We start from the raw sequence: 24,647 nt of genomic DNA, 5'->3' as shown, positions 1-24,647 counted from the left end.
GCCGCGCCCGACGGTCTTCGGTGGTGCCGCCGGCCGGTGGTGTCCCGCGGTCAGCCGCGGGCCAGGACGGCGGCCAGGACGTCGCGCACCGTGGTCTCCGGGTCGGGCACGGCGGTGGGGGACCGCCAGGCGACGTACCCGTCCGGGCGCACCAGCACCGCGCCGGACCCGGTGATGCCGTACCGGGCGGTCCAGCCGCCGGTGACCGGCTCCAGGTCGCGGCCCACCCGGTAGGCGGCCAGCTCGACGCCGAGCCCGCCGGCGGCCGAATCCGCGGCGGCGGTCCAGGCGTCCCCGTCCGCGCCCGGGCCGGTGAGCAGCACGAAGCCGCGGCCGAACAGGTCGATGACGGAGATCTCCCGGCCCTCCGTCCCCGCGCCGCCTTCCGGGCGCGCCCCTGCGGCACCCGGGGCGGCGCCGGCCGCAGGGGCGCGGACGACGGCGAAGTGCGGGGCCCGGCCGCCGGGCCGGCCGCTGAGATGGCGCGGGTCCTCGGTGAGCGAGCCGTCGTCCCCCGGCTCGGCGAGCACGGCGCCGGAGTGGTACCGGCAGCCGAGGATGATCGCGAACGGGTCGGCCGGCGCCTCGGGCAGGCCGGCCCGCCGGGTGGGCGGCATGCGCACGGCCATGTTGCCGAGCTGGCCGTCCGCGGTCATCTTGCCCACCGGCCGGCGTTCGGCGTCGTAGGCGTCGAGGAACCCCGGACCGGCCTGCCCGGAGATCACCAGGGCCAGCCGCCAGGCCAGGTCGCAGCCGTCCTGGAGCGCGGTGCTGCCGCCCTGTCCGCCGGTCGGCGGCATGGTGTGCGCTGCGTCCCCGGCCAGGAAGACCCGGCCGGCGGAGAACCGGGTGGCGACCGCGTGCGCGAAGGCCCAGGTGTTCTGGTCGACGATCTTGACGACCAGGTCCGGGATGCCGGTGCCGATGCGGACCAGCTCGACGCAGCGCTCCTCGGTGAAGTCCGCCTCGCTCTGGCCGCGGGCCGGGTCGAAGCTGACCGTCATGACGTGGACGCCGACGCCGGTTCCGGTGATGAAGGCCCCGTCGAAGTCCGGGTTCTGCAGGTACCAGAGGGTGACCACCCGCTCGTCCACCACCGATGACAGATCCGCCTCGAACAGGATGGAGCGGCTCATCCCCAGCTCGCCGAACCCCTCGACCGGGATGCCGGCGGCCACGCGGACCGGGCTGCGATGCCCGTCGGCGCCGATCAGGTAGCCGGCCCGTACGGTACTGGTCTCGCCGCTGCCCCGGTCGCGGACGACCACGGTGACGCCGCCGGCGTCCTGCTCGAAGGAGACCAGCTCGGTGGCGAACCTCAGGTCCGCGCCGTGCGCCTCGGCGTGCGCCCGCAGCACCCGCTCGACCTTCGACTGCGGAAGCCCCGCGCCGGCGACCGGGGTGATCTCGCGGACGAAGGCGAACTGGTCCTCGCTCTCCACGATCATGCGCGGGTTCGGGTCGGTGAGGGTGCCGGCGATCGCGATGCGCATGTCGTCGGCGATGCCGCGGGAGATCTCCATCAGGTCGTCCTCCACGCCGGGGACGACCCGCAGCATCTCCATCGCGCGCTGGTTGACGCCGAACGCCTTGGGCTGGACCGACGTGCTCGGATGCCGCTCCACCACCATGACCCCTACGCCCCGCCAGGCCAGCAGCAGCGCCGCCGACAGCCCCGCGTACCCGCCCCCCACCACCAGCACCGGAACCCGCTCGTCGTACATGCCCGCTCCAATCACGACATATCGCGTCTGCTTCGCCGCACACGATATGTCGCGTCCCACCTCAAAATCAAGATATGTCGCGAAACCCGCGTCAAGCCTCCCCGTCCGCGACAGCAAGCCGTTCCCCCACCGCCACCCCTCCCGGACCCGCGCGCGAAGCGCGCCGGCTAGCTGGGCCGGCGGGGCTGGTAGAGCCAGGCGTCGAACAGATCGTCCAGCTGCTTGCCGGACATCTTCTCGGCCAGCGCGATGAACTGTTCGGTGGTGGCGTTGCCGTACCGGTGCTCGCCGGTCCAGGCGCGCAGCAGCCGGAAGAAGGTGTCGTCGCCGATCCGGCCGCGCAGCACGTGCAGCGTCATGGCCCCGCGCACGTACACCGAGGCGTTGAACAGGTCGTCCGGTCTGGCCACGCCGGGCGGGTACTTCCACAGCGCCGCCTGTTCGGAGCCGTAGTAGTCCTGGAAGGAGCGGGCGGCGGTGGTGCCGCCGTTGTGCTCCGACCACAGCCACTCGGCGTAGGTGGCGAAGCCCTCGTTGAGCCAGAGGTCCTTCCACCGGGTGATGCTGACGCTGTCGCCGAACCACTGGTGGGCGAGTTCGTGGGCGATGATGCTCTCGTCCGGCTGGAAGCCGCCGTACATCGGCTTGGTCTGGTTCTCCAGGGCGTAGCCGGCGGAGAAGTCGTCGATCACCCCGCCGGTGGAGGAGAACGGGTAGTTCCCGAAGACCGTGGACCAGTAGTCGGTGACCTTCGCCGAGGTGCGGTAGAGGAAGTCCAGGTGCTCGCGGTACCGGGGGTCGGTGGCCGCGTAGACCGGCAGGCCGCCGGGGCTGCGGCCGGTGCGCACCTCGAACCGGCCCATGGTGATCGTGGCCAGGTAGGTGACCATGGGGTGGGTCTCCCGCCAGGAGAACGTGGTCCGCCCGCCGGTGGTGACCGGCCGGCCGCGCAGCTCGCCGTTGGCGATCACGGTCAGGCCGGCCGGCACGGTGACGTCGAAGTCGAACGTCGCCTTGTCGGCCGGGTGGTCGTTGGACGGGAACCAGGTGCGCGCGCCGTTCGGCTCGGCGGTGACGAACGCGCCGTCCTTGGTGGGGATGAAGCCGTAGGTGCCCAGGTTGGAGGAGTTGCGCACCGGCTCGGGGCGGCCGGCGTAGTCGATGGCGACCTCGAACCGGGCCCCTTTGGCGAGGGGCTGCGCCGGGGTCACCACCAGCTCGTCGTCCGCGCGGGAGTGGCCCGCCGCCCGGCCGTCCACGGTGACCGACCGTACGGTGAATCCGTGCAGGTCGAGGTTGAACCGGGAGAGCGCCTGGGTCGCGGTGGCGGTCACCCTGGCGGTGCCGGACAGCCGGGTGGCGGCCGGGTCGTAGGACAGCTTGAGCGCGTAGTGACCGACGTCGTAGCCACCGTTGCCGTCGGTGGGGAAGTCGGGGTCGCCGATGCCGTCCGCACCCGGCAGGCCGCCCTCCTGGGCGCGTGCGGGCGGCGCGCTCGGGGCGGTGGCGCCGTCGGACGCCGAGCAGGCGGTGGCCAGGCCGGGCACCGTGGCGAGCACCGTGGCGAGCAGTACGGCGGTCGCCGGCCGCACGGGGCGGGTGAGCTGCATGCGGAGCAGCCTACGTGAGAAATGCCTGGTCATCCGGCATCTACCACAAAGGTCGCGGCAGCTTTGTCGGGCAAAGCCGGCTACTTTCCCGGGCGAGCCGGCCGGGCGGACCCGACCGGCGACCGGCCGCCGTCCCGGAGCCGCCGGGCCCCGCCGCCGGGCGGGATGAACGGCGCGCGGCCGGCGCCGCACCGCCGCCCGGGAGGGGGGGTACCGGGCGGCGGCGGGCCGGTGGGGCGAGCGGTGGGCGCTAGAGGTTGCCGCGCCGGGCCTGCTCGCGCTCGATGGCCTCGAACAGCGCCTTGAAGTTGCCCTTGCCGAAGCCCAGCGAGCCGTGCCGCTCGATGAACTCGAAGAACACCGTGGGCCGGTCCTGCACCGGCTTGGTGAAGATCTGCAGCAGGTAGCCGTCCTCGTCGCGGTCGACCAGGATGCGGTCCCGCTTGAGGTCCTCGACCGGGACGCGCACCTCGCCGATACGGGCGCGCAGTGCCGGGTCGTCGTAGTAGGAGTCGGGGGTGTCGAGGAACTCCACGCCGGCCGCCCGCATCTCCCGCACGGTGCGGACGATGTCGTTGGTGGCCAGCGCGATGTGCTGGACGCCCGGGCCGCCGTAGAACTCCAGGTACTCGTCGATCTGCGACTTCTTGCGGCTGACCGCCGGCTCGTTCAGCGGGAACTTGACCTTGCGGGTGCCGTTGGCGACCACCTTGGACATGAGCGCGGAGTATTCGGTGGCGATGTCGTCGCCGATGAACTCGGCCATGTTCGTGAAGCCCATGACCCGCTGGTAGAACTCCACCCACTCGTCCATCCGGCCGAGTTCGACGTTGCCGACGCAGTGGTCGACGGCCTGGAAGAACCGCTTGGCCGGCGGGGCGACGATCGGCTCGGCGGCCACGTACCCCGGCAGGTAGGGGCCGCTGTAGTTGGACCGGTCGACCAGGGTGTGCCGGGTCTCGCCGTAGGTCGCCAGCGCGGCGGTCACGACCTTGCCGTGGTCGTCTTCCACGACGTGCGGCTCGGCCAGCCCGCGGGCGCCGGCGGCGACCGCGTGGGCGTAGGCGGCCTCGACGTCCGGGACGTCCAGCGCGAGGTCGATGACGCCGTCGCCGTGCTCGGCGACGTGCCGGGCGATGTCGGTGCCCGCCCGTACCGGGCCGCGCAGCTCGAACCGGGCGCCGCCGGAGGTGAGCACGTAGGCCACCTCGTCCCGGCTGCCGGTCTCCGGGCCCTTGTAGGCGACGAGTCGCATGCCGAAGGCGGAGGAGTAGTAGTGCGCCGCCTGCTTGGCGTTGCCCACCGCGAAGACGACCGAGTCCATGCCGTTCACCGGAAATACGTCGCTCATGACGCCACTCTGTGGCGATGTGTCCTATATGCGCAAGTGTCTGGTGGATCGCTGGGCAGATTGTTCAGTGTGAAGCCGGTGACCGGGGTATTTCTGTACACCATGACGATCGATGATCTGGACGCGCGCCTCATCGCCCTGCTGGCCGCCGAACCGCGGGTGGGCATCCTGGAGGCCTCCCGGCGTCTGGGGGTGGCCCGCGGCACCGTGCAGGCCCGGCTGGACCGCCTGGTGGCCGGGGGCGTGGTGACCGGGTTCGGCCCCGACCTGTCCCCCGGAGCGCTCGGCTACCACGTCACCGCGTTCGTCACGCTGCAGATCCGGCAGGTCAGCGGACACGACCCGGTGGCGAGCCTGCTGGCGGCCATCCCGGAGGTGCTGGAGGTGCACACCATCACCGGCGGCGACGACATGCTGTGCCGGGTGGTCGCGCGCAGCAACGCCGACCTCCAGCGGGTCATCGACCTGATCGTGGAGGTGGAGGGGGTGGTGCGCACCTCCTCGGTGATCGCCCTCGACACGCCGGTGGCGTACCGGATGCTGCCGCTGGTCGCCGAGGTGGCCCGGCGCCGGCCCGGCTGAGCGGTGACGCCGTGCCGGGAATCGCCGGAAATCTGGAATACGGCCGACCTGGCGGCCACGAAAACCGGGAACCCGGCGCGGTTTCCCATACGTTTCATTGGGAATTCCGGGGGCGACAGGGCCGGTCCGCCGGCCGGGCACTCGACGGGGCCGAGCATCGGTATCTATCGTTTAGTGTGGACGATCCGCCTGGGCAGGGGGTTGGACCCGGGCAGTAGATCGGGGGTTGAACCGTGCGGGACGCCGGGAAGGAGCGCCGCCCGAGGCGCCGTCTTCTCCACCGATTCCTGATCGCCGGAGGCATCGCTCTGCTGGCGCTGGCCGGGATGGTCGCGGCCGTCTGGGCGATGACCCCGATTCCGGACACCACGCAGAAGCTCGCGACCGCCGAGGGGTCGGTGGTGTACTACCGGGACGGCAAGTCCGTGCTGGCCAGGGTGGGGGTCAACCGCAAGACCGTCCCGCTGGAGAAGGTGCCGGCCGGGGTGCGCGACGCCGTTATCGCCATCGAGAACCGCACTTTTTACCAGGATCAGGGCGTTTCGCTGCCGGGTACCGCGCGGGCCATGTGGTCCACGGTGACCGGCGCGCAGATCCAGGGCGGTTCCACGATCACCCAGCAACTGGTGCGCAATTATTACAGCGGGCTCAGCCAGGAACGCTCGGTCACCCGCAAGCTCAAGGAAATCATGATCGCCATCAAGGTCGATCAGTCCAAGCCGAAATCCTGGGTGCTGGAGCAATATCTCAACACGATCTATTTCGGCCGCGGCGCCTACGGTGTCCAAGCCGCCGCCCAGGCGTATTTCGGGAAGGACGTGCAGAAGCTCAGCCCGGCCGAGGGGGCGTATCTCGCCGCCGTCATCCAGCAGCCGTCCCGGTTCGCCGACCCCAAGGGCGCCGACCTGGACGCCGCCCAGGCCAGGTGGCGCACGGTCGTCCAGGGCATGGTGCGCACCGGCGCGGTCACCCCGGCCGACGCGGCGGCCATGAACTTCCCCGAGCTGGCCAAGATGAAGAACCCGCTGGCGCTCAACGGCCAGAAGGGCTACGCCCTGGCCCAGGTGCGCGACGAGCTCAACCGGCGCGGCTACACCGACGAGGACATCCACCAGCGCGGACTCAAGATCACCACGACGTTCAGCAAGAGCCTGATGGCCGCCGCCGAGAACGCGGTACGCGACACCCTGCCCGACGGCACGTCCGGCAAGGTGCGCACCGGCCTGGCGGCGATCGACCCGCGGTCCGGCGAGGTCGTCGCCTTCTACGGCGGCAAGGACTACCAGGCCAACCAGTACGACAACGCGTTCTCGGCCAAGGTGCAGGCCGGCTCGACGTTCAAGCCGTACACGCTGGCCGCGGCCCTGGAGGACGGCCTGGACCTGAACACCCGGGTCAACGGGAACTCGCCGATGCGGATCGCCTCGGCGAAGAAGGCGATCCAGAACTCCGGCAACACCTCCTACGGCTCGTCCATCGACCTGGTGGAGGCGACGCGCAACTCGGTGAACACCGCCTTCGTCGATCTCGGGCAGCGGGTCGGGCTGGCCAAGGTGGCCGAGACCGCCGAGGCGGCGGGCATCCCGGCCGGCCAGATCGCCCGGCAGAAGGACTTCCCCACCTTCCCGCTCGGCACCGCCTCGGTGAGCGCGGTCCAGCAGGCGTCGGGGTTCGCCACCTTCGCCGCCGGAGGCGTGCACCGCGATCCGCACGTCATCCGCTCGGTGACCGACGGCGACGGCCGGACCCGGAAGTTCACCTCTCCCGCCGAGCGGGCGTTCAGCGAGCAGACCGCCGGCGACGCCACCTACGCCATGCAGCAGGTGGTGGAGGGTGGCACCGGCCGCGCCGCCCGGCTGGCCGACCGGCCGGTGGCCGGCAAGACCGGCACCAGCGACTCTTCCGGCTCGGTATGGTTCGTCGGGTTCACCCCGCAGCTCGCCACCGCGGTCGACATGTTCCGCGACGACAACAAGACCGTCAGCGTCCCCGGCTACGGCGCCCTGTACGGCGGCTCGCTGCCCGCGCAGGTGTGGCGGGCGTTCATGGCCGAGGCGATGGACGGCCGGCCGGTCGAGGACTTCCCCGGCCCGTCCTCCTACGACCCCAACCGCGGCTGGTACGACGGCTGGGGCGGCCCGAACGGCGGGAACGGCGACGGCCAGGGCGGCTGGGGCGACGGCTGGGGCGGGAACGGCCAGGGCGGCCCGAACGGCGGGAACGGCGACGGTCAGGGCGGCGGCGGGAACACCCCCGTCCCGCCGGACGGCGGTCCGGGCTCCCCGCCGCCGGGCACCGAGCCGCCGCCGCCCACCGACACCGGCCCGCCGCCGGACGGCCAGATCCCCGACCCGTCGGGCGGCCCGGGCGGCCCGGGCGGCCCGCCCCCCGCCGACGTACGGCCCGTCCGCCGCTAGTGCTGTGACCGGAGACCTGTGCCGGCTCAGCGCCTTCGCCGGGCCCGGTGCCCGGCCGCCTTTCCGTTCACGGCACCAGGGACCCGTGGCGCCGAGAACGGGCGTCCGGCCCTGGTAAGCGGCGGCGGACCGGAAAGCGGAAGGCGGACCGAAACGGGCAGTGTGCCGGGCGGCCGGCGACCGGCCGGTGATGGGTCCGGTGCGGGATGACCGGCGCGTCGTCCCCGCGGGGCCGGGGCCGCCGCCTGGCCCCAGGCGTTCACTTGCCGGCGAGGGCCCGGTCGAGCATGGTGACCAGCTCGTCGGCCGCGCGCGCGGTGTCGAAGGCCGGGTCGGCGAGGCTCTCGGACACGATCGCGTCGACGGCGCCGTTGATGATCACGGCAGTGATCTGCGGCTCGACGTCGGCTCGATATTCGCCGGCCGCCTTCGCGGCGCCGACCAGCCCGGCGACGGCCTCCCGGCGGCCGGCCTGGTCGGCGCTGTCGGCGCTGCCGGTGGCGCCGCCCAGTCCTTCGACGATCATGCGGGTATGGGCCGGATGGTCGCGCAGGTACGCCACCAGCGACCGGACGTAGGCGTCGACCGCCGCCGCGCCGGATCGCGCGTCGACCGCGGCGCCGACGTACTCGGTGAGCGACTCGAGGACCGAGGCGTAGGCGGCCTGGACGACCGCGTCCTTGGTGGGGAAGTGATAGAGGACGGCGGCCTTGGAGATGCCGGCCGCCTCGGCGATCCGGGCGAGTGAGGTGCCGGCATGGCCGTACCGCGCCACCACCTCGATGGTCACGCCGATCAGCTGCGCGCGCCGCGCCCGCTCGGTGATGGTGAGCGGCCGGGTGGCACGGGCCCGCGCGGGCGTGGAGTCGGGTGGCACCCGCCCACCGTACCGGTCCGCGGAGATCCACCTCCTGACCGAGTGGTTGGATTTTCTACCGTTCGGTCAGTAGTCTGACCGCATGGTTACTTCGAGCGTCCCCAAGCCGGCGGCGCGGGCCGGCCCGCGCCGCCGGCGACCGGCCCGGATCGCCGCGGTGCTCGCCGTGCTCGCGGCGGTCCTCGCCTACGCGCTGCGCGACCCGGCCCCGGTCGGGTACTTCGTCTCGGCGCAGGCGCACGACCGCTTCACCGCCGCGTACCGCGCGGCGATGGCCGGCCTGCCCGCCCCCGACCGGACGTCGGACATCCGGACCGGGTACGGCGTCGTGCGGGTGTACCACTTCAGCGGCGGCACCGACCCGGCCGCGCCACCCCTGCTGCTGCTGCCGGGCCGGGCGTCGGCCTCACCGATCTGGGCGGACAACCTGCCGTCGCTGCTGCGGCTGCGCAGCGTCTACACGGTCGATCTGCTCGGCGAGCCGGGCATGAGCATCCAGCAGCGCCCGGTCCAGGACGCCGACGATCACGCGCGGTGGCTGCACGAGGTGCTGCTCGCCCTGCCCGAGCCGGCGATCCACCTGCTCGGCGTGTCGTTCGGCGGCTGGACCGCGATGAACCTGGCGGTGCGCCGGCCGGAGAAGATCGCCGGGGTCGTGCTGCTCGATCCGATCATGGTCTTCGCCGGCCTGTCACCGGGGGTGGTGCTGCGCTCGATCCCGGCCGGCCTCCGGTGGGCACCACGATCGTGGCGGGACGCCTTCACCGCCTGGACGGCGAACGACGCCCCGGTCAAGGACGTGCCGGTCGCCCGGATGATCGAGGCCGGCCTGCAGGCCTACGTGACGAAGCTGCCCGCCCCCACCCGCCCGAGCGAGGAGCGGCTCGCCGCGGTCCGGCTGCCGGTGCTGGTGCTGATGGCCGGGAAGTCCCGGCTGCACGACGCGGCCGAGGCCGCCCGGGTGGCGCGGCGGACCCTGGTCCGCGGAACCGTGAAGACCTATCCGGAGGCGTCACACGCGATCAACGGCGAGTACCCGCGCGAGATCGCCGCCGACGTCGCCGCCTTCATCACCTGACGGCCGCGGACCAGGACGCCGGCCCCGGCGGCGACGTGCCGGCGGCCCATCAGCCGGCGGCCGGGGTGCGCAGCTCGCGGGTGAGGTCGGCCGGGGTGGTCATCGGGGCGCGGCAGGTGAAGCGGCGGCAGACGAACGCCGCCGGCTCGCCGTTCACCGGGCCGCGACCTTCCATCAGCGGCACGCCGCCGTCGCCGAGCGCGATCACCGTCCCGGGCGGCGCCGCCATGAGGGCCGCCCGGTGCAGGGCGGCGGTCCGCGGGTCGTCCGGCGCCCCGGCGATCGCCACCTCGACCGGCCCGGCCAGCGCCGCCTCGGTGACGGCCAGGCCCCAGCCGGCGAACCGGGCGTGCCGGTCGGCCAGCGCGGTGACCACGCCGAGCGCGGCCTCGGCCGCCTCCCGGTGGCGAGCCGACCCCGACAGCGCGGCGTAGGAGAGCAGGGCGCCCGCCGCGGCGAACCGCCCGGACGGCGTGGCGTTGTCCGTCGGGTCCTGCGGGCGCTGGAACAGCCGCTCGCCGTCGTCGGGGGTGTCGTAGAAGCCGCCCGCGCCGTCGGGGAAGCGGGCCAGCACCGTGTCCAGCAGCGCGCCGGCCCGTTCGTACCACCGGCTCTCCCCGGTGACCCCGTACAGCGCCAGCAGGCCCTCGGCCACGTCGGCGTAGTCCTCCAGCACGCCCGCGTTGCCGCCGGCCCGGCCGTCCCGGGAGGTGCGCAGCAGCCGGCCGCCGGAGATGTGCACCCGGTCCAGCAGCCCGGCCGCCTCCCGGGCGGCGTCCACCAGGTGCGGCAGGCCGAGCAGCGCCCCGGTCTCCGCCAGCGCCGCGATGGCCAGCCCGTTCCAGGCGGCCACCACCTTGTCGTCCCGGCCGGGACGCACCCGGCCGGCGCGCGCGGTGAGCAGCTCGGCGCGCACGTCGTCGAGCATGTTCCGATCGTCGGGATCGGCGGGCAGCCGCAGCACCGAGGTCCCGTGCTCGAACGTGCCCTCCTCGGTCACTCCGAAGGCCGCGGCGGCGAAGGCGCCGCGCTCGGCGCCGAGCACCTCGCGCAGCTGGGCGGGTGTCCAGACGTAGAACCGGCCCTCCTCGCCCTCGCTGTCGGCGTCCAGCGCCGAGGCGAAGCCGCCCTCGGGGGTGCGCATCTCGCGCAGCAGCCACCCGGCGGTCTCCAGCGCCACCCGCCGGGCCAGCGGCGACCCCGACGCGCGCCACCAGTGCGCGTACACCCGCAGCAGCAGGGCGTTGTCGTACAGCATCTTCTCGAAGTGCGGCACCACCCAGCCGGCGTCCACGCTGTAGCGGGCGAAGCCGCCGCCGAGCTGGTCGTAGATGCCGCCGCGGGCCATCGCCTCCAGGGTCGCCTCGGCCATCCGGGTCGCCTCCGGGGTGCCGTGGCGCAGCAGGAATTCCAGCACCATGGACGGCGGGAATTTGGGCGCGCCGCCGAAGCCGCCGCGAGCCGTGTCGAACGTCCCGGCCAGGTCGCGCACCGCCGCCTCGGTCACCTCGCGGCCCGGCAGCGGGCCGTCGGGGAGCGTGCCGGTCCCGGCCAGGGCCGCCACGACCTTGGCGCCCTGGGAGACCACCGCGTCCCGCTCGGTGGCCCACGCCTCCGAAACCCCGGCGAGCAGCCGCTGGAAGTGCGCGCGAGGGAAGTAGGTGCCCGCGTAGAAGGGCTCGCCGCCCGGGGTGGCGAAGACGGTCATCGGCCAGCCGCCCTGGCCGGTCATCGCCGTGGTGGCGTTCATGTACACCGCGTCCACGTCCGGCCGTTCCTCGCGGTCGACCTTGATGTTGACGAACCCGTCGTTCATCATCCGGGCGGTGCCCGGGTCCTCGAACGACTCGTGCGCCATCACATGGCACCAGTGGCAGGCGGAGTAGCCCACCGACACCAGCAGCGGGACGTCCCGGCGCCGCGCCTCGGCGAAGGCCTCCTCGCCCCACTCGAACCAGTCGACCGGGTTCCCGGCGTGCTGGAGCAGGTACGGGCTGGTGGCGTGCTGCAAGCGGTTCATCGGGTCCCCTCCCCGTGCGGGCCGCCGGACGCGTGGCGGCGCGGCCGCACCCATTCCCCGTTCTTCTCACCCTAGACCGGCCGCCGCGCGTCCCGGCGGCCGCCGAGGTTCACCGGTAGGCACGCGCCTGGAGTCCGTACAGCTCGGCGTACAGGCCGGCTGCGGCGAGCAGGGTGGGGTGGTCGCCATGCTCGGCCACCCGCCCCCGGTCCAGGACGACGATCTTCCCGGCCATCTTCACCGTGGAGAAACGATGCGAGACGAACAGGGTGATCGCGCCGGACCGGCGGCCGGCCGCGCCGGAGGACGCGGCGTAGCGTTCGAACAGCGCGTGCTCGCCTGCCGCGTCCAGGGCGGCGGCCGGCTCGTCCAGCACCAGCAGCAGCGGGTCCTCGCGCATCAGGGCGCGGGCCAGGCCGAGCCGCTGCCACTGGCCGCCGGACAGCTCGGTGCCCGGACCGTAGCCGTGCCCGAGAAAGCCGGCGAGCCCGCCCGGTACGGCCGCGACGATCGGGTCGGCCTCGGCCCGCCCGATCGCGCCCCGGACCGCCGCGTCGTCGGCCAGCCGGGGCAGGTCGCCGGTGCCCACGTTCTCCCGCAGCAGCAGCTCGAAGCGGGCGAAGTCCTGGAACAGCGCGGCCACCCGGGGCCACCAGTCGGTGACCGGGACGGCGGCGAGGTCGACGCCGTCCACCAGGACGCGGCCGGAGGTGGGCCGGTAGAGGCCGCAGAGCAACTTGACCAGCGTGCTCTTGCCGGCGCCGTTTTCGCCGACCAGTGCCACCGAGCCGCCGGCGGGGATGGTGAGGCTGACGTCGTGCAGCACCGGCCGGTCGGTGCCCGGGTAGGTGAAGCCGACGTTCTCCAGCACGATGCCCTCGCGCAACCGGTCGGGGACCCGGGCCCGCGCGGCCGCCGGACCGGGCCGGGCCGCCGCGCCGCCGGGCGGGAGGGCCGGCGTGGCGGTGGCACCCGCCGGACCGGGCGTGGACATGGCGCCGGTGGCGGAGACGGTGCCGGCGGAGGACACACCATCGATGGGGGACGGGGTGCCGATAGGGGACGGAGTGCCGACGGGAGACACGGTGCCGGCGGGGGCGACGGCGCCGGCCGATGAGGTGGTGCCGGCGGCCGGCCGGGGAGCGGCCAGCGCGGTGAGGCGGTCCAGGGTGCGGGCGGTGCCGTGCAGCGTGGTGAGCAGGGTGGCCACCCCGGCCACCTGCGCACTCACCTGGACGGCCAGCGCGATCACCATGATCACATCACCGGCGCCGGCCCGGCCGGCCACCGCCTGCCACAGCAGCAACGTGACCGCGCCGCCGTAGGCGACGGCGAAGGCGAGCTGGCCGAGGGCGTTGAGCGCGGCGGCCCGCAGTTGCGCCCGGCGCAGCGCCGTGCTCGCCGCTCGCCACGACCGGTCGTGCTCGTCCAGCAGCGGCCGCTCGGCCTGGAACAGCCGGATCTCCTTGATCGACGCGGGGTCGGTGGCGAGCCGGAGCAGATGGCGGGTGCGGCGGGTGTGCTCGGCGGTCTCCTCCTTGGCCCGCTCCACCAGCCCCTGGGCCCGCCGGCCGATCAGCACCGACGGTACGGCCGCGAGCGGCAGCAGGGCGAGCAGCGGGTCGAGGGTGGCGAGGAGCACCGTGGTCACCACCAGCTGGAGTCCCAGCCCGCCGAGCTGGAGCACTGACTCGACGGCGGTCCGGGTCCGGCCCAGGTCCTCGCGGACGAGGTTCACCGTGTCGGCGAAGGCGGGGTCGTCCAGCCGCTCCAGGCTCCCCGGCCCGTTGACCTGGGCGATCAGCTCCTCGTTGAGCGTGCTCTCGGCCAGCTCGCCGACCTCGAAGTAGTACAGATGCGCGAAGTGCCCCAGCATCAACTCCATGATCAGCAGCACTGCCACGGCGCCGGCGGCCAGCGCGGCGGGCCCCGCCCGCCCGGCGACGGCCGCGTCGGTGAACTCCCGCAGCCCGGCCGCCGCGAGGGGAGTGGCCAGGTAGCCGGCGCCCATCAGCGCGATCGCCTTGACGAGGCGGGCGCGGTCGGCGCCGGCGGCGATCCGCAGCACGAACCCCGCGGTGGTCGCGATCCACTTCACTTGCCCGCCTCCGTTCCGGTCCGGAACCGTCGTGCCTGCAGGTGGAACAGGTCCGCGTACCGGCCGCCGGCCGCCAGCAGTCCCTGGTGATCGCCCTGCTCGACCACCCGGCCGTGTTCGAGCACGGCGATCCGGTCGGCCCGCCGCACCGTCGAGAAACGATGCGAGATGATCAGCGTGGTGAGTCCCGCGGTGATCGCCAGGAACCGGTCGTGGAACTCCGCCTCCGCCCGGACGTCCAGCTGGGCCGTGGGCTCGTCCAGCACCAGGATGGACGCGCCCCGCTCGACGGCGAGGAACGCGCGGGCCAGCGCGATCCGCTGCCACTGCCCGCCGGACAGGTCCCGCCCGCCCGCGTACTGGCGGGACAGCGGGGTGGCCAGGCCGGCCGGCAGCGCCTCGATCACCTCGAGCGCGCCGGCCCGGCGGGCCGCCGCCAGCAGCGCCGCCTCGTCGTCCAGCGCCTCGGGGGCGCCGAGGCCGATGTTGACGCCGGCGGGCAGCTCGTAGCGGATGTAGTCCTGGAAGATCACGGCGATCCGCCGCTGCCAGTCCCGCGGGTCCAGCCGCCGCAGGTCCTCGCCGTCCACCGTGATCCGGCCCTCGCCCGGGTCGTACAGCCGGGTCAGCAGCTTGACGAGCGTGGTCTTGCCCGCCCCGTTGAGCCCGACGATCGCGGTGGACCGGCCGGCCGGCAGTTCCAGGTCGAGCCCGGCCAGGACCGGCCGGTCCTTCCGGTATCCGAAGCCGACGCCGTCGAAGCGGATGGCCCGCCGGAGCGGCCGCGCGGCCGGCGGCGCGCCGCGCGGAGCGGTGGTGGTGGCGGTGGTGGCGGCGGCGGACACCCGGCTCTCCAGCTCCACCAGTGCTTGATAGGCGTTCAGCCCGTACTGGGTCTGCACATCGCTTTCCGGGAAGAAGGCGCCGAACCGGATGGCGACCATGGACGCCTGCAGGGCGACCGAGAGTTCCAGCAGGCCGAGCCCGCCCCGTGCGGCGGCCTGCAGCAGCACCCCGCCGCCGGCCAGGCCCACCATGCTGTATCCCACGTAGGGCCACAGCAGGATGCGCCGCCGCCCGGCCCACAGCGCCCGCAGGTATTCCCCGGCATCGTCCCGGTGCCGCCGCCGGTACCAGCCGAGCAGCCCGAGGACGCGGAACTCCTTGGCGGCGGTGACCGCGGTGCCGGTGTCGCGCAGGTAGCCGACCCGGCGGCGCGGCGCGGACAGCTCGTGCCACAGCCGGCCCAGCCGGCCGAACGAGCCGCGCTGCCCGCGCCGGATCGCCAGCGCGGTGGCCGCCGCGACCCCGGCCGCGGCCGGGGAGAGCACGATCGCGACCAGGACCGCCGCGCTCGCCAGGTGGGTGTACCGGGCGATCAGCGTGATCGTGCCGGCCACCGCCTCGCCGGGGGTGGGCGGCAGCCGGCCGAGACCGTCCCGCGCGTCGCCGATCCGGCCGGCGACGTCGTCCCGTTCGAGGAGTTCCATCGGGGCGTCGGTCAGGGTCACCGACATCAGCCGCCGCGCGCACCGGGCGTCCACCCGCCGCGCGATCACCTCGCCCGCCGCCGCCTGGAACGGCACCAGGCACTGCTGCAGGACGTAGGCGCCGACGGCGACGGCCAGGGTGGCGCCCGCGGCCGCCAGGCCGCCGGTCGCGGCGAGCGCCGGAACCCGGCCGAGCAGCACGCTGGTGGCGACGATGAAGCCGGCCGGCAGCAGCCCGAGGATCACGTTCAGGAGTACCGCGGCGGCCAGCGGGCCGGCCCCGGCGTACGGCAGCAGCCGGGCCACGGCGGCGTGCCGGCCGGTGCGGGCGGACCGGCCCGGCCGGCCGGGCCACCTGGGCGCCCGGGTCACCGGTCCCGCCGGCGCGCCGCGGCCGCGATCTCGGATACACTCGGGCGCAAAGCTGCGACGAAGCCAAGTAGGCCTGGATCAGGCGAGTCAGCAGAGAGCCGCCGGTGCTGGAAAGGCGGCCTCGCCCCCCGGCCGAAGACCCTTCCGAGCTGCGGGGAGGAACGACGGCACCGCCAGGGCGGCCGTCCAATGCCCCGCCGGACGGCCTCCGTGACCGGGCCGCGACGAGGCCCCGCCGGCGGCGGGGCGAAGGTGCGGTGGCACCGCGAGTGCAAGGTCCCTGCTCGCCCGCGCCTGCCAGGGACTCCAGGGCGTTCTGACGGCGGAGTTTCCATGCGTATTCTTTCCTCCCAGGTGGCCGAGCATGTCGGGGAAACGGTGTGCGTCGCGGGCTGGCTGCACCGCGTGCGCGCGCTGAAGTCGGTGACCTTCGCGGTGGTCCGCGACCGGGCCGGTCTGGTCCAGGTGGTGGCCGCCGACGCCGAGCTGGTCAAGCGTCTCGGCGAGCTGCCGGAGGAGACGGTGGTCGAGGTGGAGGGCACCGCCACCGCCAACCCGCAGGCGCCCGGCGGCGTGGAGATCACCTCGCCGGTGCTGCGCGAGCTGTCCGACCCCGCCCTCACCCCGCCGTTCGACATCTACCGGCCGGTCGTGACCGCCGCGCTGCCCACCGTGCTGGACAACGCCGCCGTGACGCTGCGCCACCCGCGGCTGCGGGCGCCGTTCGAGATCTCCGCGGCCTCGGTGTCCGGGTTCCGCGGCGCGCTGGAAGGGCTCGGTTTCACCGAGATCCACACGCCCAAGGTGGTCTCCTCGGCCACCGAGTCCGGCGCGAACGTGTTCAAGCTCGACTGGTTCGGCCGCAACGCCTACCTGGCCCAGTCGCCGCAGTTCTACAAGCAGACGATGGTCGGCGTCTTCGAGCGGGTCTTCGAGGTCGGGCCGGTCTTCCGCGCCGAGCCGCACGACACCGCCCGCCACCTCGCGCAGTACACCAGCCTGGACGCCGAGCTCGGGTTCGTCACCGACCACCGGGACGTGATGGCCGTGGTCCGCGACGCGGTGGCGGGAATGGTCGCCGCCATCGCCGAGCGGGCTCCGGCGGCGGTCGAGCTGCTGAAGGTGGAACTGCCCGAGGTGCCGGCCGAGATCCCGTCGATCCACTTCGCCGACGCGCAGGAGCTGCTGGCCCGGGAGACCGACGAGGACCCGCGCGGCGAGCCGGACCTCGCCCCGGCGCACGAGCGCTGGTTGTGCGACTGGGCGGTCCGCGAGCACGGTTCGCAGTTCCTGTTCGTCACCGGCTACCCGATGGCCAAGCGGCCGTTCTACACCCACCCCGACCCCGAGCGGCCGGAGTTCTCCAACAGCTTCGACCTGCTCTTCCGCGGGCTGGAGCTGGTCACCGGCGGGCAGCGGCTGCACCGCCACTCCGACTACCTGGCCGCGCTGGCGGCCCGGGGCGAGAGCCCTGAGCCCTACGCCGGCTACCTGGCCGCGTTCGCGCACGGCATGCCGCCGCACGGCGGGTTCGCGCTCGGCCTGGAGCGGTTCGTCGCGCGGATGACCGGTGCGGACAACATCCGCTGGACCACGTTGTTCCCCCGCGACCTGCACCGTCTGACCCCGTGACCGGCACGCCCCCCACCGGCCCGGCGGGGGGCGGCGGAGCCGGACCCGGTTCAGGCGCACAGGTGCCGCTTCAGGCTGTACAGCGCGGGCCCGGCGAGCAGCGCGGCGACGGCGAGCAGCCAGGCGAGGTGCCCGGCGGCGGCGCGCAGGTCACCGGTGGTGACCAGCGCCCGGGACAGCGCCACCCCGTGGTACAGCGGCGTGGTCTCGGCGAACGCGCGCAGCGGGGCCGGTAGCCGCGCCACCGGGAAGAACACCCCGCTCAGCAGGGTGAGCGGGGTCAGCACCAGCGTGTAGAAGTAGGAGTAGGCGTTGATGGCCCGCACCACGCCGGTGAAGATCAGGCCGGCGCACGCGAAGACCAGCCCGAGCGGGAGCAGGGCGGGCACGGCGAGCGCCGCGGTCGCCGCGGGGGCGTGGCCGAGTGCCGCGACGATCCCGAGGTAGACGGCGGTGTAGACCAGGCAGCGGGTCATCGCCCACAGCAGCTCGCCGAGGGCGATGTCGGCCGGCTCCACCGGGCTGGTGACGGCGGCGTCGTAGCTGCGGGCGTGCCGCAGCCGGACGAACACGTTGTAGGTGACCTCGAAGACGGCGCCGTTCATGGCGGTGACCGCGAGCAGTCCCGGCGCGACGAAGTCCGCGTACGGCGCGCCGAGCGCGGCGCCGTTCACGTAGTACCCGAGACCGATGCCGAGGGCGGCCAGCGAGAAGACCGGCTCGAAGAAGTTGGGGACGATGGTCGTCTTGTAGGACTTGCGGAACAGGGTGAGGTCGCGCCACCAGATCCGGCCGGCCAGCCGGAGGGACGGCCGGGCGACGGCCCGGCGGGCGCGGCCCGGTGGTGGTGGCGGGGCGGCCTCGGGGCCGGGCGGTTCCTCCCGGTCCAGCACCTGCAGCGCGTCCTGCAGCGAGCTCGGGCGCACCAGCGGCGCCGCCACGGCCGCCCCGCCGTCCAGGGCGCCGTCCAGGGCACCGTCCGGGGCGGCGCCGGCGTCGAGCCTGTCGGGGGAGTCGGTGAAGACCAGCAGGCGGTGGCCCATCCGCAGGCTCGGGCGCCCGCCGGCCCAGGCGGGCGCGGGGGCGTCCCGCCGCGCGAGGTCCAGTTCCACCACGTAGGGGGGCACCGTCGCGGCGACCAGCCGCCGGGGGCAGCCGGATCGGCGGATCCGGCCGGCCCGCAGCACGGTGACCGTGTCGCAGAGCCGCTCGGCCTCCTCCAGGTAGTGGGTGGTGATGACCAGCGTCTTGCCGCCGGCGCACAGCGTGCCGAGGAGCTCCCACAGCAGGAGCCGGCTCTCCACGTCCAGCCCGGTGCTCGGCTCGTCCAGCAGGATCAGCTCGGGGTCGTTGACCAGGGCCCGGGCGATGAGCAGCCGCCGCTGCATGCCGCCGGACAGGGTGTCGGGGCGGGCCCGCGCGTGGGCGGTGAGGCCGACGGTGTCCAGCAGCTCGTCGGCGCGGGCGGCGGCGTGCCGGCCGGACAGGCCGTGGTAGCGGCCGAAGGTGGTGAGGTTCTCCCGGACCAGGATCTCGTTGTCGTAGGTCATGCCCTGCGGCACCACGCCGATGCGTGCCTTGACCTGGCGTGGGGCCCGCGCGACGTCGTGGCCGAGGACGCGGAGCGTGCCGCGGTGCGGGGCGAGCGTGGCGCTGATCATCCGCATGAGGGTGGTCTTGCCGGCGCCGTTCGGCCCGACCAGGCCATGCCGCTCGCCGGCCGGGACGGTGAGCGAGATCCCGTCGATCGCGACGTGGGTACCGTGCCGGCGATACAGGTCGCGGCACTCGATGGCCGGCGGGCGCCGGCGGGCCGGTTGCGGGGTGTCGCGCGTGGTGACCGGGGGTTTAGGGCTGACCGAATCAAAAACACTCAACGGTTGAAATACCTCTTCGTGAAGGTCGTGACGGTTCGGCGGCCGGTCCGGAAAGTTCCACCGGCCGGGTCGGTGGCGGTGGGACGGCCGGCGTGCCACCCCCGCGATCCGGCGAGCCGCCGCATTGGCATTCGATCAAGAGAACCGTATTCGACATACCGAATGGAGTAAACAAGACATTTCTGGCGTGAGCCTCCGGGAAAACCCTGAAGTTCTGCCATAAACTAGTGCTCTTCGCTCGATGGCGATGGTGATTCGCTCCACCGCCGGTGCCGGCGGGCGGGGCCGGCCCCGAGAGGAACCATGGACGTTTTCGGCCGGGCCCATGAAATAGGCACGATCGCGACCTGGATCGGCGACGCGGCGCCCGGCCCCCGGGTGGGGGTGCTCGTCGGTGATATGGGTGCCGGCAAATCGACGATCTGGTCCGCCGCGCTCGCCGCGGCCGGGTCCCGCCGGGTGCTCGCCTGCCGGTCCGACCCCCGCGAGACCGATCTGGCCTACGCCGGCCTCGGTGACCTCGTCCGGGGAGTGGAGGACTCGCCCGCGGTACGCGACCTTCCGGCACCGCTGTTCCGGGCGCTCGCCACGGCGCTGTGGTGGGAATACCCCGGCAGCGTGCCCCCCGACCGGCGGGCCGTCGCGCTCGCCGTGCTGGAGATGGTCCGGAGGCTGGCCGCCGACGACACGGTGCTGATCGCCCTGGACGACCTGCAGTCCCTCGACCCGGCGACCGAGGTCGTCCTGTCCTTCGTGCTGCGCCGCCTGGTCCACGAGCCGGTGAAGGTGCTCGCCACCGTGGGCGGCGGCCCGCACGGCGCCGACCACTGGCCCGCCCTCACCCAGGTCGTGCCCGCCGACCGGGTCACCCGCTGGGAGACGCCTCCGCTGTCCCTGGACGCCCTGGCGACGCTGGTCGAACGGCGGCACGGGACGGTCCTGACCCGGCCGGTGCTGCGGCGCCTGCACGAGGCGTGCGGCGGGAATCCGCTGTTCGGCCTGGAGATGGCCCGGCTGTGGGCCGGGCCGCCCGGCCCGGGCGGCGACCCGCCGCTGCCGGACAGCCTGCGCCACCTGCTCCGCGCCCGGATCTCCGCGCTCTCCGCGGAGGCCACCGAGGCGGCACTCGTCGTCGCCTGCGCGGTCCGGCCCACCGTGGCCATCATCGAGCAGGTGACCGGCGAGGTGACCGGGCTCGCCGAGGCGGTCGCCCGGCAGGTCATCGTGCTGGACGGTGAGACGCCGAGCTTCCGCAACCCGCTGTTGCGGGCCGCCGTGCTGGACGCCGCCGGTCCGCTGCGCCGGCGGGAGACCCACCTGAGGCTCGCCCGATCGGTGAGCGATGTGGAGGAACGGGCCCGGCACCTGGCCGTGACCACCAGCGGCCCCGACGCCGCGGTGGCCGTCACCCTGGACGCCGCCGCCCTGATCGCCGCCGGCCGGGGCGCCGCGCTCGCCGCCGGGGAGATGGCGGCGCACGCCGCCCGGCTGACCCCCGCCGACCAGCGAGAGATCGGCCAGCGCCGCCGGTTCACCGCCGCCCGCCATCTGATCGCCGGCGGCGACGGGGCGACGGCGCGCACCGTGCTGGAGGAGGCGCTGGCCCACTGCTCGCCGGGCCCCGGCCGGGCGAAGGCGTACTTCCTGCTCGGGCAGGCGATCTTCTGCGCCGGGGACGTGCCAGGCTCGATCACCCCGTTGCGGCAGGGGCGCGCCGAGGCCGCCGGCCAGGTCGAACTGGTCATCCCGATCACCGCGGTCCTCGCCTACTTCTGCATGCACCACGGTGACCTGCCGGCCGCCGTCGCCCAGGCCCGGGAACTGCTGTCGCTGGCGCGCGGCGCCGGCGACGCCGCCACCGCCGAGGCCGCCACCGCCATCCTGGCGGTGCTGGAGTTCATGGGTGGTGGCCCCGCTCCCGACCTGGCGCTGCCCGTCCACCGCCGCGGGCCCGACCCTCAGGCGCCGTTCCTGGTGGCACTGCGGATGCACGGCTATCTGAGCCGGAGCCGGGGCGACCTGCCGGCCGCCCGCGCCGCGTTCGGCGCGCTGCGCGAGGCGCTCGCCGACACCGGCGCCGCGGACTCGGCCGGCTGGGAGACGGCCTGGGCGGCCGAGGTGGAGTGCCTGGCCGGCGACCTGCGGGCCGCCGCCCGGCACGCCGATCTCGCCGCCCGGGCCGGGCAGGCGAGCGGCCGGCCCTCCGGCGCCGCGCTGCTCGCCGAGGCGCACCTGCTCGCCCGGCGCGGCGAGCTGGACCGGGCCCGCCGGCTCGCCCGTGACGGGCTCGCGGCCGCGCAGGCGGCGGGCCACCGCACGGCCGCGATCGGCGTGCTCGCCCTGCTGGGCTTCATCGAGCTGTCCGACGGCGATCTCATGGCGGCGCTGCGCCGGCTGGACGCCGCCGGCCGGTTGGCCGGGTCGCTCGGCGTCGTCCTGGACACCGTCCACCCGGCGGCGGGCGCCGACCACGTCGAGGCGCTGGTGAAGCTGGGACGGCACGACCAGGCCGCCGAGCGCGCCGATCGGCTGCACCGGGCCGCCCAGGCCGCGGGCCGCCCGGCCGTCCGCGGGCTGGCCGGCCGGGCGCGCGGCCTGCTGCTCACCGCGACCGGCTCGCCGAAACGCGGCAGCGGCGAGCTGCGGGCCGCCGCCGGGGAGTTCTCCGCGGCCGGCATGGCCTTCGAGCTGGGGCGCACGCTGCTCGCGCTGGGCGAGGCCGAGACCCGGCTGCGCCGGCGGGAGGCGGCCCGGCGGACCGCGGCGCGGGCCGGGGCGATCTTCACCGAGATCGGCGCCGACGGGTGGGCGGCCCGCGTGAGCTTGCGGGCACCGCTGGCCACCCCGGGATTCCTGACCCGCTCCGAGGCGCGGGTGGCCTTGCTGGCGGCCGAGGGCCGGACCAACCAGGAGATCGCCGGGGAGCTGGCGGTCGGCGTGAAGACCGTGGAGAGCCACCTGTCCAGCGCCTACCGGAAGCTCGGAGTGCGCAGCCGCACCGAGCTCGCCGTCCGGATGGCCGCGGGTCCGGACGCCGAGCGGCCGTCGTTCCCGGCCCGGCCGGAACATGTATAGGGGTTTCCCCAATGACTCGGCAAGCGGCCCGCTGTTTAATCGAGCTCTGCCGAACCGGTCCCGACATCGGGCGACGGAACCGCCGAAAGGAGTGGTAGGCGGTCCTACCTGATCCGGTTCGCCCGGACCCTCGCCGGCATGCTCGCCGGAATTCGAGGTTCCACGGCAAGCGATCAACTCCGCGAACGGAACGGACAATGTCATGCCAGAATCGCGTGAGCCGCTGACCGACATTTCGGTGGTGGAACTTTCCGACGAGGAGAGAGAGCTTTTCCGGTCGGAGATCACCCCGGTGACCGCCAACCCCTATCAGGCATTCGACCCGTTTATCGACCAGGTGCGCGAACGGCCGCGCGCGCTGCCCGAGCGGATGCGCTCGGCGCTCGCCGACCTGCGGGCCGCCCGGGGGCCGGGCGCGCTGCTCGTCCGAAACCTGCCCATCCCCCACGATCTGCCGCCCACCCCCCGGCGATCGTTCGCCGCGCTTCCGGAGATCCGCGCGGTGGGCACCGAGGCGGTCCTCGCCTGCGCCGCGGACGCGCTGGGCGAGCCGTTCAGCTACCTGGAGTGGGACTCCGGGCACCTGGTGCACAACAAGTACCCCATCCAGGCCCACCGGGACCTGCAGTTCGGCTCGAACGCGGTGGAGTTCCTGCTGCACACCGAGACGCCGTTCCGCGACGTGTCACCCGACTACCTGGCCCTGCTCTGCCTGCGCGCCGACCCCACCGGCCGGGCGAAGACCCGGGTGGCCGACATCCGCCGGGTGGTGGGCACGCTGAGCGAGGCCGAGATCGCGGTGCTCGCCCGGCCGCGGTACGCCTTCGAGACCGACAATCCGGTCGTCGTGCTCGACGGCCGCGGGCTGACCGAGCCGCAGCCGATCATCAGCGAGCGGGACGGGACCCGGGTCATCGAGTACGTGGGCGACCTGGTCGCCACCGACGCCGAGTCGCAGCGGGCGCTGGACGACCTCGGCCGGCGGGTGCTGGCGACCGCGGTGGACATCGCCCTGGAGCGGGGGGACCTGCTGGTCCTGGACAACGGGCGCGTCGTGCACGGGCGCAACGCCATCGTCCCCGCCTACGACGGCACCGACCGCTGGCTGCAGCGCATGCTCGTCACCACCCGGCTGCTGGACGGCACGCACCGGGCCGAGGGGCGGCTGGTGTCCGACCGGCGGTACGCCAACTACCCCACCGACTACCGGCAGGCCCTGCGACAGCCCGCCGCCCGGTCCTGACCGGCGCCACCGCGAAAGGAGGACCCGCGCATGTGGAATGGTCATCCGGTCGTCGACTCCGACGGGCACGTGGTCGAACCGGGCACGCTGTGGACCGAGTACATCGACCCGGAGTTCCGGGAGAACTGCCTGCGGGTGGAGCGCGATCCCGCCGACGGGGACCGCCTCATCATCGAGGGACGGCCGTCCCGGCTGATCCGCCGGCTCGGCGGCGTGCCGTACGACCCCGGCCGCCCGATCGTCGACTGGAACACGCTGCGCCGCGGCGAGTACGCCTCCTACCGGGAGTCGAGCCCGCCCGCGTCCTACGACGGCCCGGCCCGGCTGGCCTGGCTGGACGCCAACGGGATCGAGGCCACCGTGCTGTTCCCGTCGCTCGGGCTGATCTGGCCGCGCGAGCTGGACCCGGCCTCGCCGTACGCGGTCGCCCACCTGCGCGCCTACAACCGGTGGATCACCGATTTCGCCGCCGCCGCCCCCGACCGGCTGGTCCCGGTGGGGCAGCTGGCGCTGTCCCCGCACGCGCCGGTCGCGGCCGAGGTGGCGGCGCTGGCCGGCGCGGGGTTCCGGCACGTGATGCTGCCGCACGGCGTGGCAGGCGGCCTGGACGGCCTCGACCCGTTCTGGGCGGCCGTCCAGGAGCACGGCATGGTGGTGCACCTGCACAAGGTGGCGGTGCCGCACCTGCTGCCGATGCCGCTGCCGACCAGCATCTCCGCGCCGGGCGCGGGCGCCTTCTTCAACCACGTCAACGAGATCCTGCCCGGGCAGCTGTTCCTGGCCGGGCTGCTGGACGCCCGGGTCCCCGACCGGTACCCCCGGGTGCGGTTCGCCTTCCACGAGTGCAACATCGGCTGGCTGCCCGCCTGGCTGGAGCGGGCGCAGGAGTCGTTCGAGACGCTGCGCGAGACCGGGCGGCCCACTCCCGACCACCCGCCGCGGCACTACCTGTGCGACCGCGACGACTTCTTCTTCTCGACCGGGCTCGGCGAGCGGCTGGACGCGCTGCCGGAGGAACTGCACCCCCGGGTCCTGCTCGCCACCGACTTCCCCCACCCCGGCACCCCGTTCCGCCCGGCCGAGGAGTGGGAACCGGTGCTCGCCGGGCTGCCCGCGGGCCTGCGCCCGGCACTGCTCGGCGGCAACGCCCGGCGCCTGCTCGACAAGTGAGCTCGCCGGTCCCGGCGACGCCATCCTGCGA

Annotated in this window: 15 protein-coding genes; 7 read left to right on the top strand and 8 right to left on the bottom strand. The window is 74.2% G+C overall.

Annotation, left to right across the window (positions count from 1 at the left end; translation table 11 throughout):
• Positions 1-50: 50 nt before the first annotated feature.
• From Sru01_RS14105 to hppD, 3 genes are all read right to left on the bottom strand, one after another.
• Positions 51-1,724 carry an FAD-dependent monooxygenase gene (locus tag Sru01_RS14105; protein ID WP_203984857.1) on the bottom strand — a complete coding sequence of 558 codons (1,674 nt, stop codon included), beginning with the start codon at positions 1,722-1,724 and terminating at the stop codon, positions 51-53.
• 167 nt (positions 1,725-1,891) lie between these two features.
• Entirely contained in the window at positions 1,892-3,334 is a 1,443-nt protein-coding gene (locus Sru01_RS14100; RefSeq protein WP_203984855.1) for a M1 family metallopeptidase, read from the bottom strand.
• Between the two features lie 250 nt (positions 3,335-3,584).
• Positions 3,585-4,685 carry a 4-hydroxyphenylpyruvate dioxygenase gene (gene hppD, locus Sru01_RS14095; protein WP_203984853.1) on the bottom strand — a complete coding sequence of 367 codons (1,101 nt, stop codon included), beginning with the start codon at positions 4,683-4,685 and terminating at the stop codon, positions 3,585-3,587.
• 102 nt (positions 4,686-4,787) lie between these two features.
• Between hppD and Sru01_RS14090 the strand changes: the two genes are divergently transcribed.
• Both Sru01_RS14090 and Sru01_RS14085 read left to right on the top strand, forming a co-directional pair.
• Positions 4,788-5,267 carry an Lrp/AsnC family transcriptional regulator gene (locus tag Sru01_RS14090; protein ID WP_203984900.1) on the top strand — a complete coding sequence of 160 codons (480 nt, stop codon included), beginning with the start codon at positions 4,788-4,790 and terminating at the stop codon, positions 5,265-5,267.
• Positions 5,268-5,500: 233 nt separating this feature from the next.
• A complete protein-coding gene (locus Sru01_RS14085) occupies positions 5,501-7,684 on the top strand; it encodes a transglycosylase domain-containing protein (protein WP_203984852.1) in 2,184 nt (727 codons plus the stop codon).
• Positions 7,685-7,943: 259 nt separating this feature from the next.
• Here the strand turns inward: Sru01_RS14085 and Sru01_RS14080 are convergent, their stop codons facing one another.
• Positions 7,944-8,561 (bottom strand): TetR/AcrR family transcriptional regulator, encoded by a 618-nt coding sequence (locus Sru01_RS14080; RefSeq protein ID WP_239137406.1) that lies wholly within the window; start codon positions 8,559-8,561, stop codon positions 7,944-7,946.
• An 82-nt stretch (positions 8,562-8,643) separates the two neighbouring features.
• Here Sru01_RS14080 and Sru01_RS14075 point away from each other — a divergent pair, with 82 nt between their 5' ends.
• The gene (locus Sru01_RS14075; RefSeq protein ID WP_203984851.1) at positions 8,644-9,639 is read left to right on the top strand and encodes an alpha/beta fold hydrolase; all 996 of its coding nucleotides are present in this window, start codon (positions 8,644-8,646) and stop codon (positions 9,637-9,639) included.
• A 49-nt stretch (positions 9,640-9,688) separates the two neighbouring features.
• Here the strand turns inward: Sru01_RS14075 and Sru01_RS14070 are convergent, their stop codons facing one another.
• The 3 genes from Sru01_RS14070 to Sru01_RS14060 all read right to left on the bottom strand — a co-directional run bounded on the left by Sru01_RS14070 (position 9,689) and on the right by Sru01_RS14060 (position 15,619).
• Positions 9,689-11,659, bottom strand: coding sequence for a thioredoxin domain-containing protein (locus tag Sru01_RS14070; protein ID WP_203984850.1), 1,971 nt, complete (start codon positions 11,657-11,659; stop codon positions 9,689-9,691).
• A gap of 109 nt (positions 11,660-11,768) precedes the next feature.
• On the bottom strand, positions 11,769-13,757 hold the full coding sequence (locus Sru01_RS14065; protein ID WP_239137405.1) for an ABC transporter ATP-binding protein: 1,989 nt from the start codon (positions 13,755-13,757) through the stop codon (positions 11,769-11,771).
• Positions 13,754-15,619: an ABC transporter ATP-binding protein gene (locus Sru01_RS14060; protein WP_203984849.1), complete on the bottom strand. Its 1,866-nt coding sequence runs from the start codon at positions 15,617-15,619 to the stop codon at positions 13,754-13,756. Before Sru01_RS14060 ends, Sru01_RS14065 begins: the two co-directional genes overlap by 4 nt.
• A gap of 333 nt (positions 15,620-15,952) precedes the next feature.
• On the opposite strand from Sru01_RS14060, the gene aspS reads away from it, so the two are divergent.
• Complete coding sequence (gene aspS, locus Sru01_RS14055) at positions 15,953-17,251, top strand: aspartate--tRNA(Asn) ligase (RefSeq protein WP_203984848.1); 1,299 nt, start codon at positions 15,953-15,955, stop codon at positions 17,249-17,251.
• Between the two features lie 50 nt (positions 17,252-17,301).
• On the opposite strand, the gene Sru01_RS14050 is transcribed toward aspS, so the two are convergent.
• Entirely contained in the window at positions 17,302-19,128 is a 1,827-nt protein-coding gene (locus tag Sru01_RS14050; RefSeq protein ID WP_203984847.1) for an ATP-binding cassette domain-containing protein, read from the bottom strand.
• Between the two features lie 303 nt (positions 19,129-19,431).
• On the opposite strand from Sru01_RS14050, the gene Sru01_RS14045 reads away from it, so the two are divergent.
• The 3 genes from Sru01_RS14045 (at position 19,432) to Sru01_RS14035 (ending at position 24,616) form a co-directional block, all read left to right on the top strand.
• Complete coding sequence (locus Sru01_RS14045) at positions 19,432-22,203, top strand: AAA family ATPase (protein WP_203984846.1); 2,772 nt, start codon at positions 19,432-19,434, stop codon at positions 22,201-22,203.
• A gap of 202 nt (positions 22,204-22,405) precedes the next feature.
• Entirely contained in the window at positions 22,406-23,446 is a 1,041-nt protein-coding gene (locus Sru01_RS14040) for a TauD/TfdA family dioxygenase (RefSeq protein WP_203984845.1), read from the top strand.
• 30 nt (positions 23,447-23,476) lie between these two features.
• Positions 23,477-24,616: an amidohydrolase family protein gene (locus tag Sru01_RS14035; protein ID WP_203984844.1), complete on the top strand. Its 1,140-nt coding sequence runs from the start codon at positions 23,477-23,479 to the stop codon at positions 24,614-24,616.
• The last annotated feature ends 31 nt before the right edge of the window (positions 24,617-24,647 follow it).

It is taken from the genome of Sphaerisporangium rufum, assembly GCF_016863395.1.
In the GTDB taxonomy this organism is placed as follows: domain Bacteria; phylum Actinomycetota; class Actinomycetes; order Streptosporangiales; family Streptosporangiaceae; genus Sphaerisporangium; species Sphaerisporangium rufum.
The sequence above is the reverse complement of the archived record's forward strand: the minus strand, read 5'-3'. Positions and strand labels throughout refer to the sequence as shown.

Bases quoted from the DNA above. Each gene is read 5' to 3' on its own strand.
- Sru01_RS14045 (WP_203984846.1), top strand. From the start codon at position 19,432: ATGGACGTTTTCGGCCGGGCCCATGAAATAGGCACGATCGCGACCTGG.
- Sru01_RS14070 (WP_203984850.1), bottom strand. From the start codon at position 11,659: ATGAACCGCTTGCAGCACGCCACCAGCCCGTACCTGCTCCAGCACGCC.
- Sru01_RS14035 (WP_203984844.1), top strand. From the start codon at position 23,477: ATGTGGAATGGTCATCCGGTCGTCGACTCCGACGGGCACGTGGTCGAA.
- hppD (WP_203984853.1), bottom strand. From the start codon at position 4,685: ATGAGCGACGTATTTCCGGTGAACGGCATGGACTCGGTCGTCTTCGCG.
- aspS (WP_203984848.1), top strand. From the start codon at position 15,953: ATGCGTATTCTTTCCTCCCAGGTGGCCGAGCATGTCGGGGAAACGGTG.
- Sru01_RS14040 (WP_203984845.1), top strand. From the start codon at position 22,406: ATGCCAGAATCGCGTGAGCCGCTGACCGACATTTCGGTGGTGGAACTT.
- Sru01_RS14105 (WP_203984857.1), bottom strand. From the start codon at position 1,724: ATGTACGACGAGCGGGTTCCGGTGCTGGTGGTGGGGGGCGGGTACGCG.
- Sru01_RS14075 (WP_203984851.1), top strand. From the start codon at position 8,644: ATGGTTACTTCGAGCGTCCCCAAGCCGGCGGCGCGGGCCGGCCCGCGC.
- Sru01_RS14090 (WP_203984900.1), top strand. From the start codon at position 4,788: ATGACGATCGATGATCTGGACGCGCGCCTCATCGCCCTGCTGGCCGCC.
- Sru01_RS14100 (WP_203984855.1), bottom strand. From the start codon at position 3,334: ATGCAGCTCACCCGCCCCGTGCGGCCGGCGACCGCCGTACTGCTCGCC.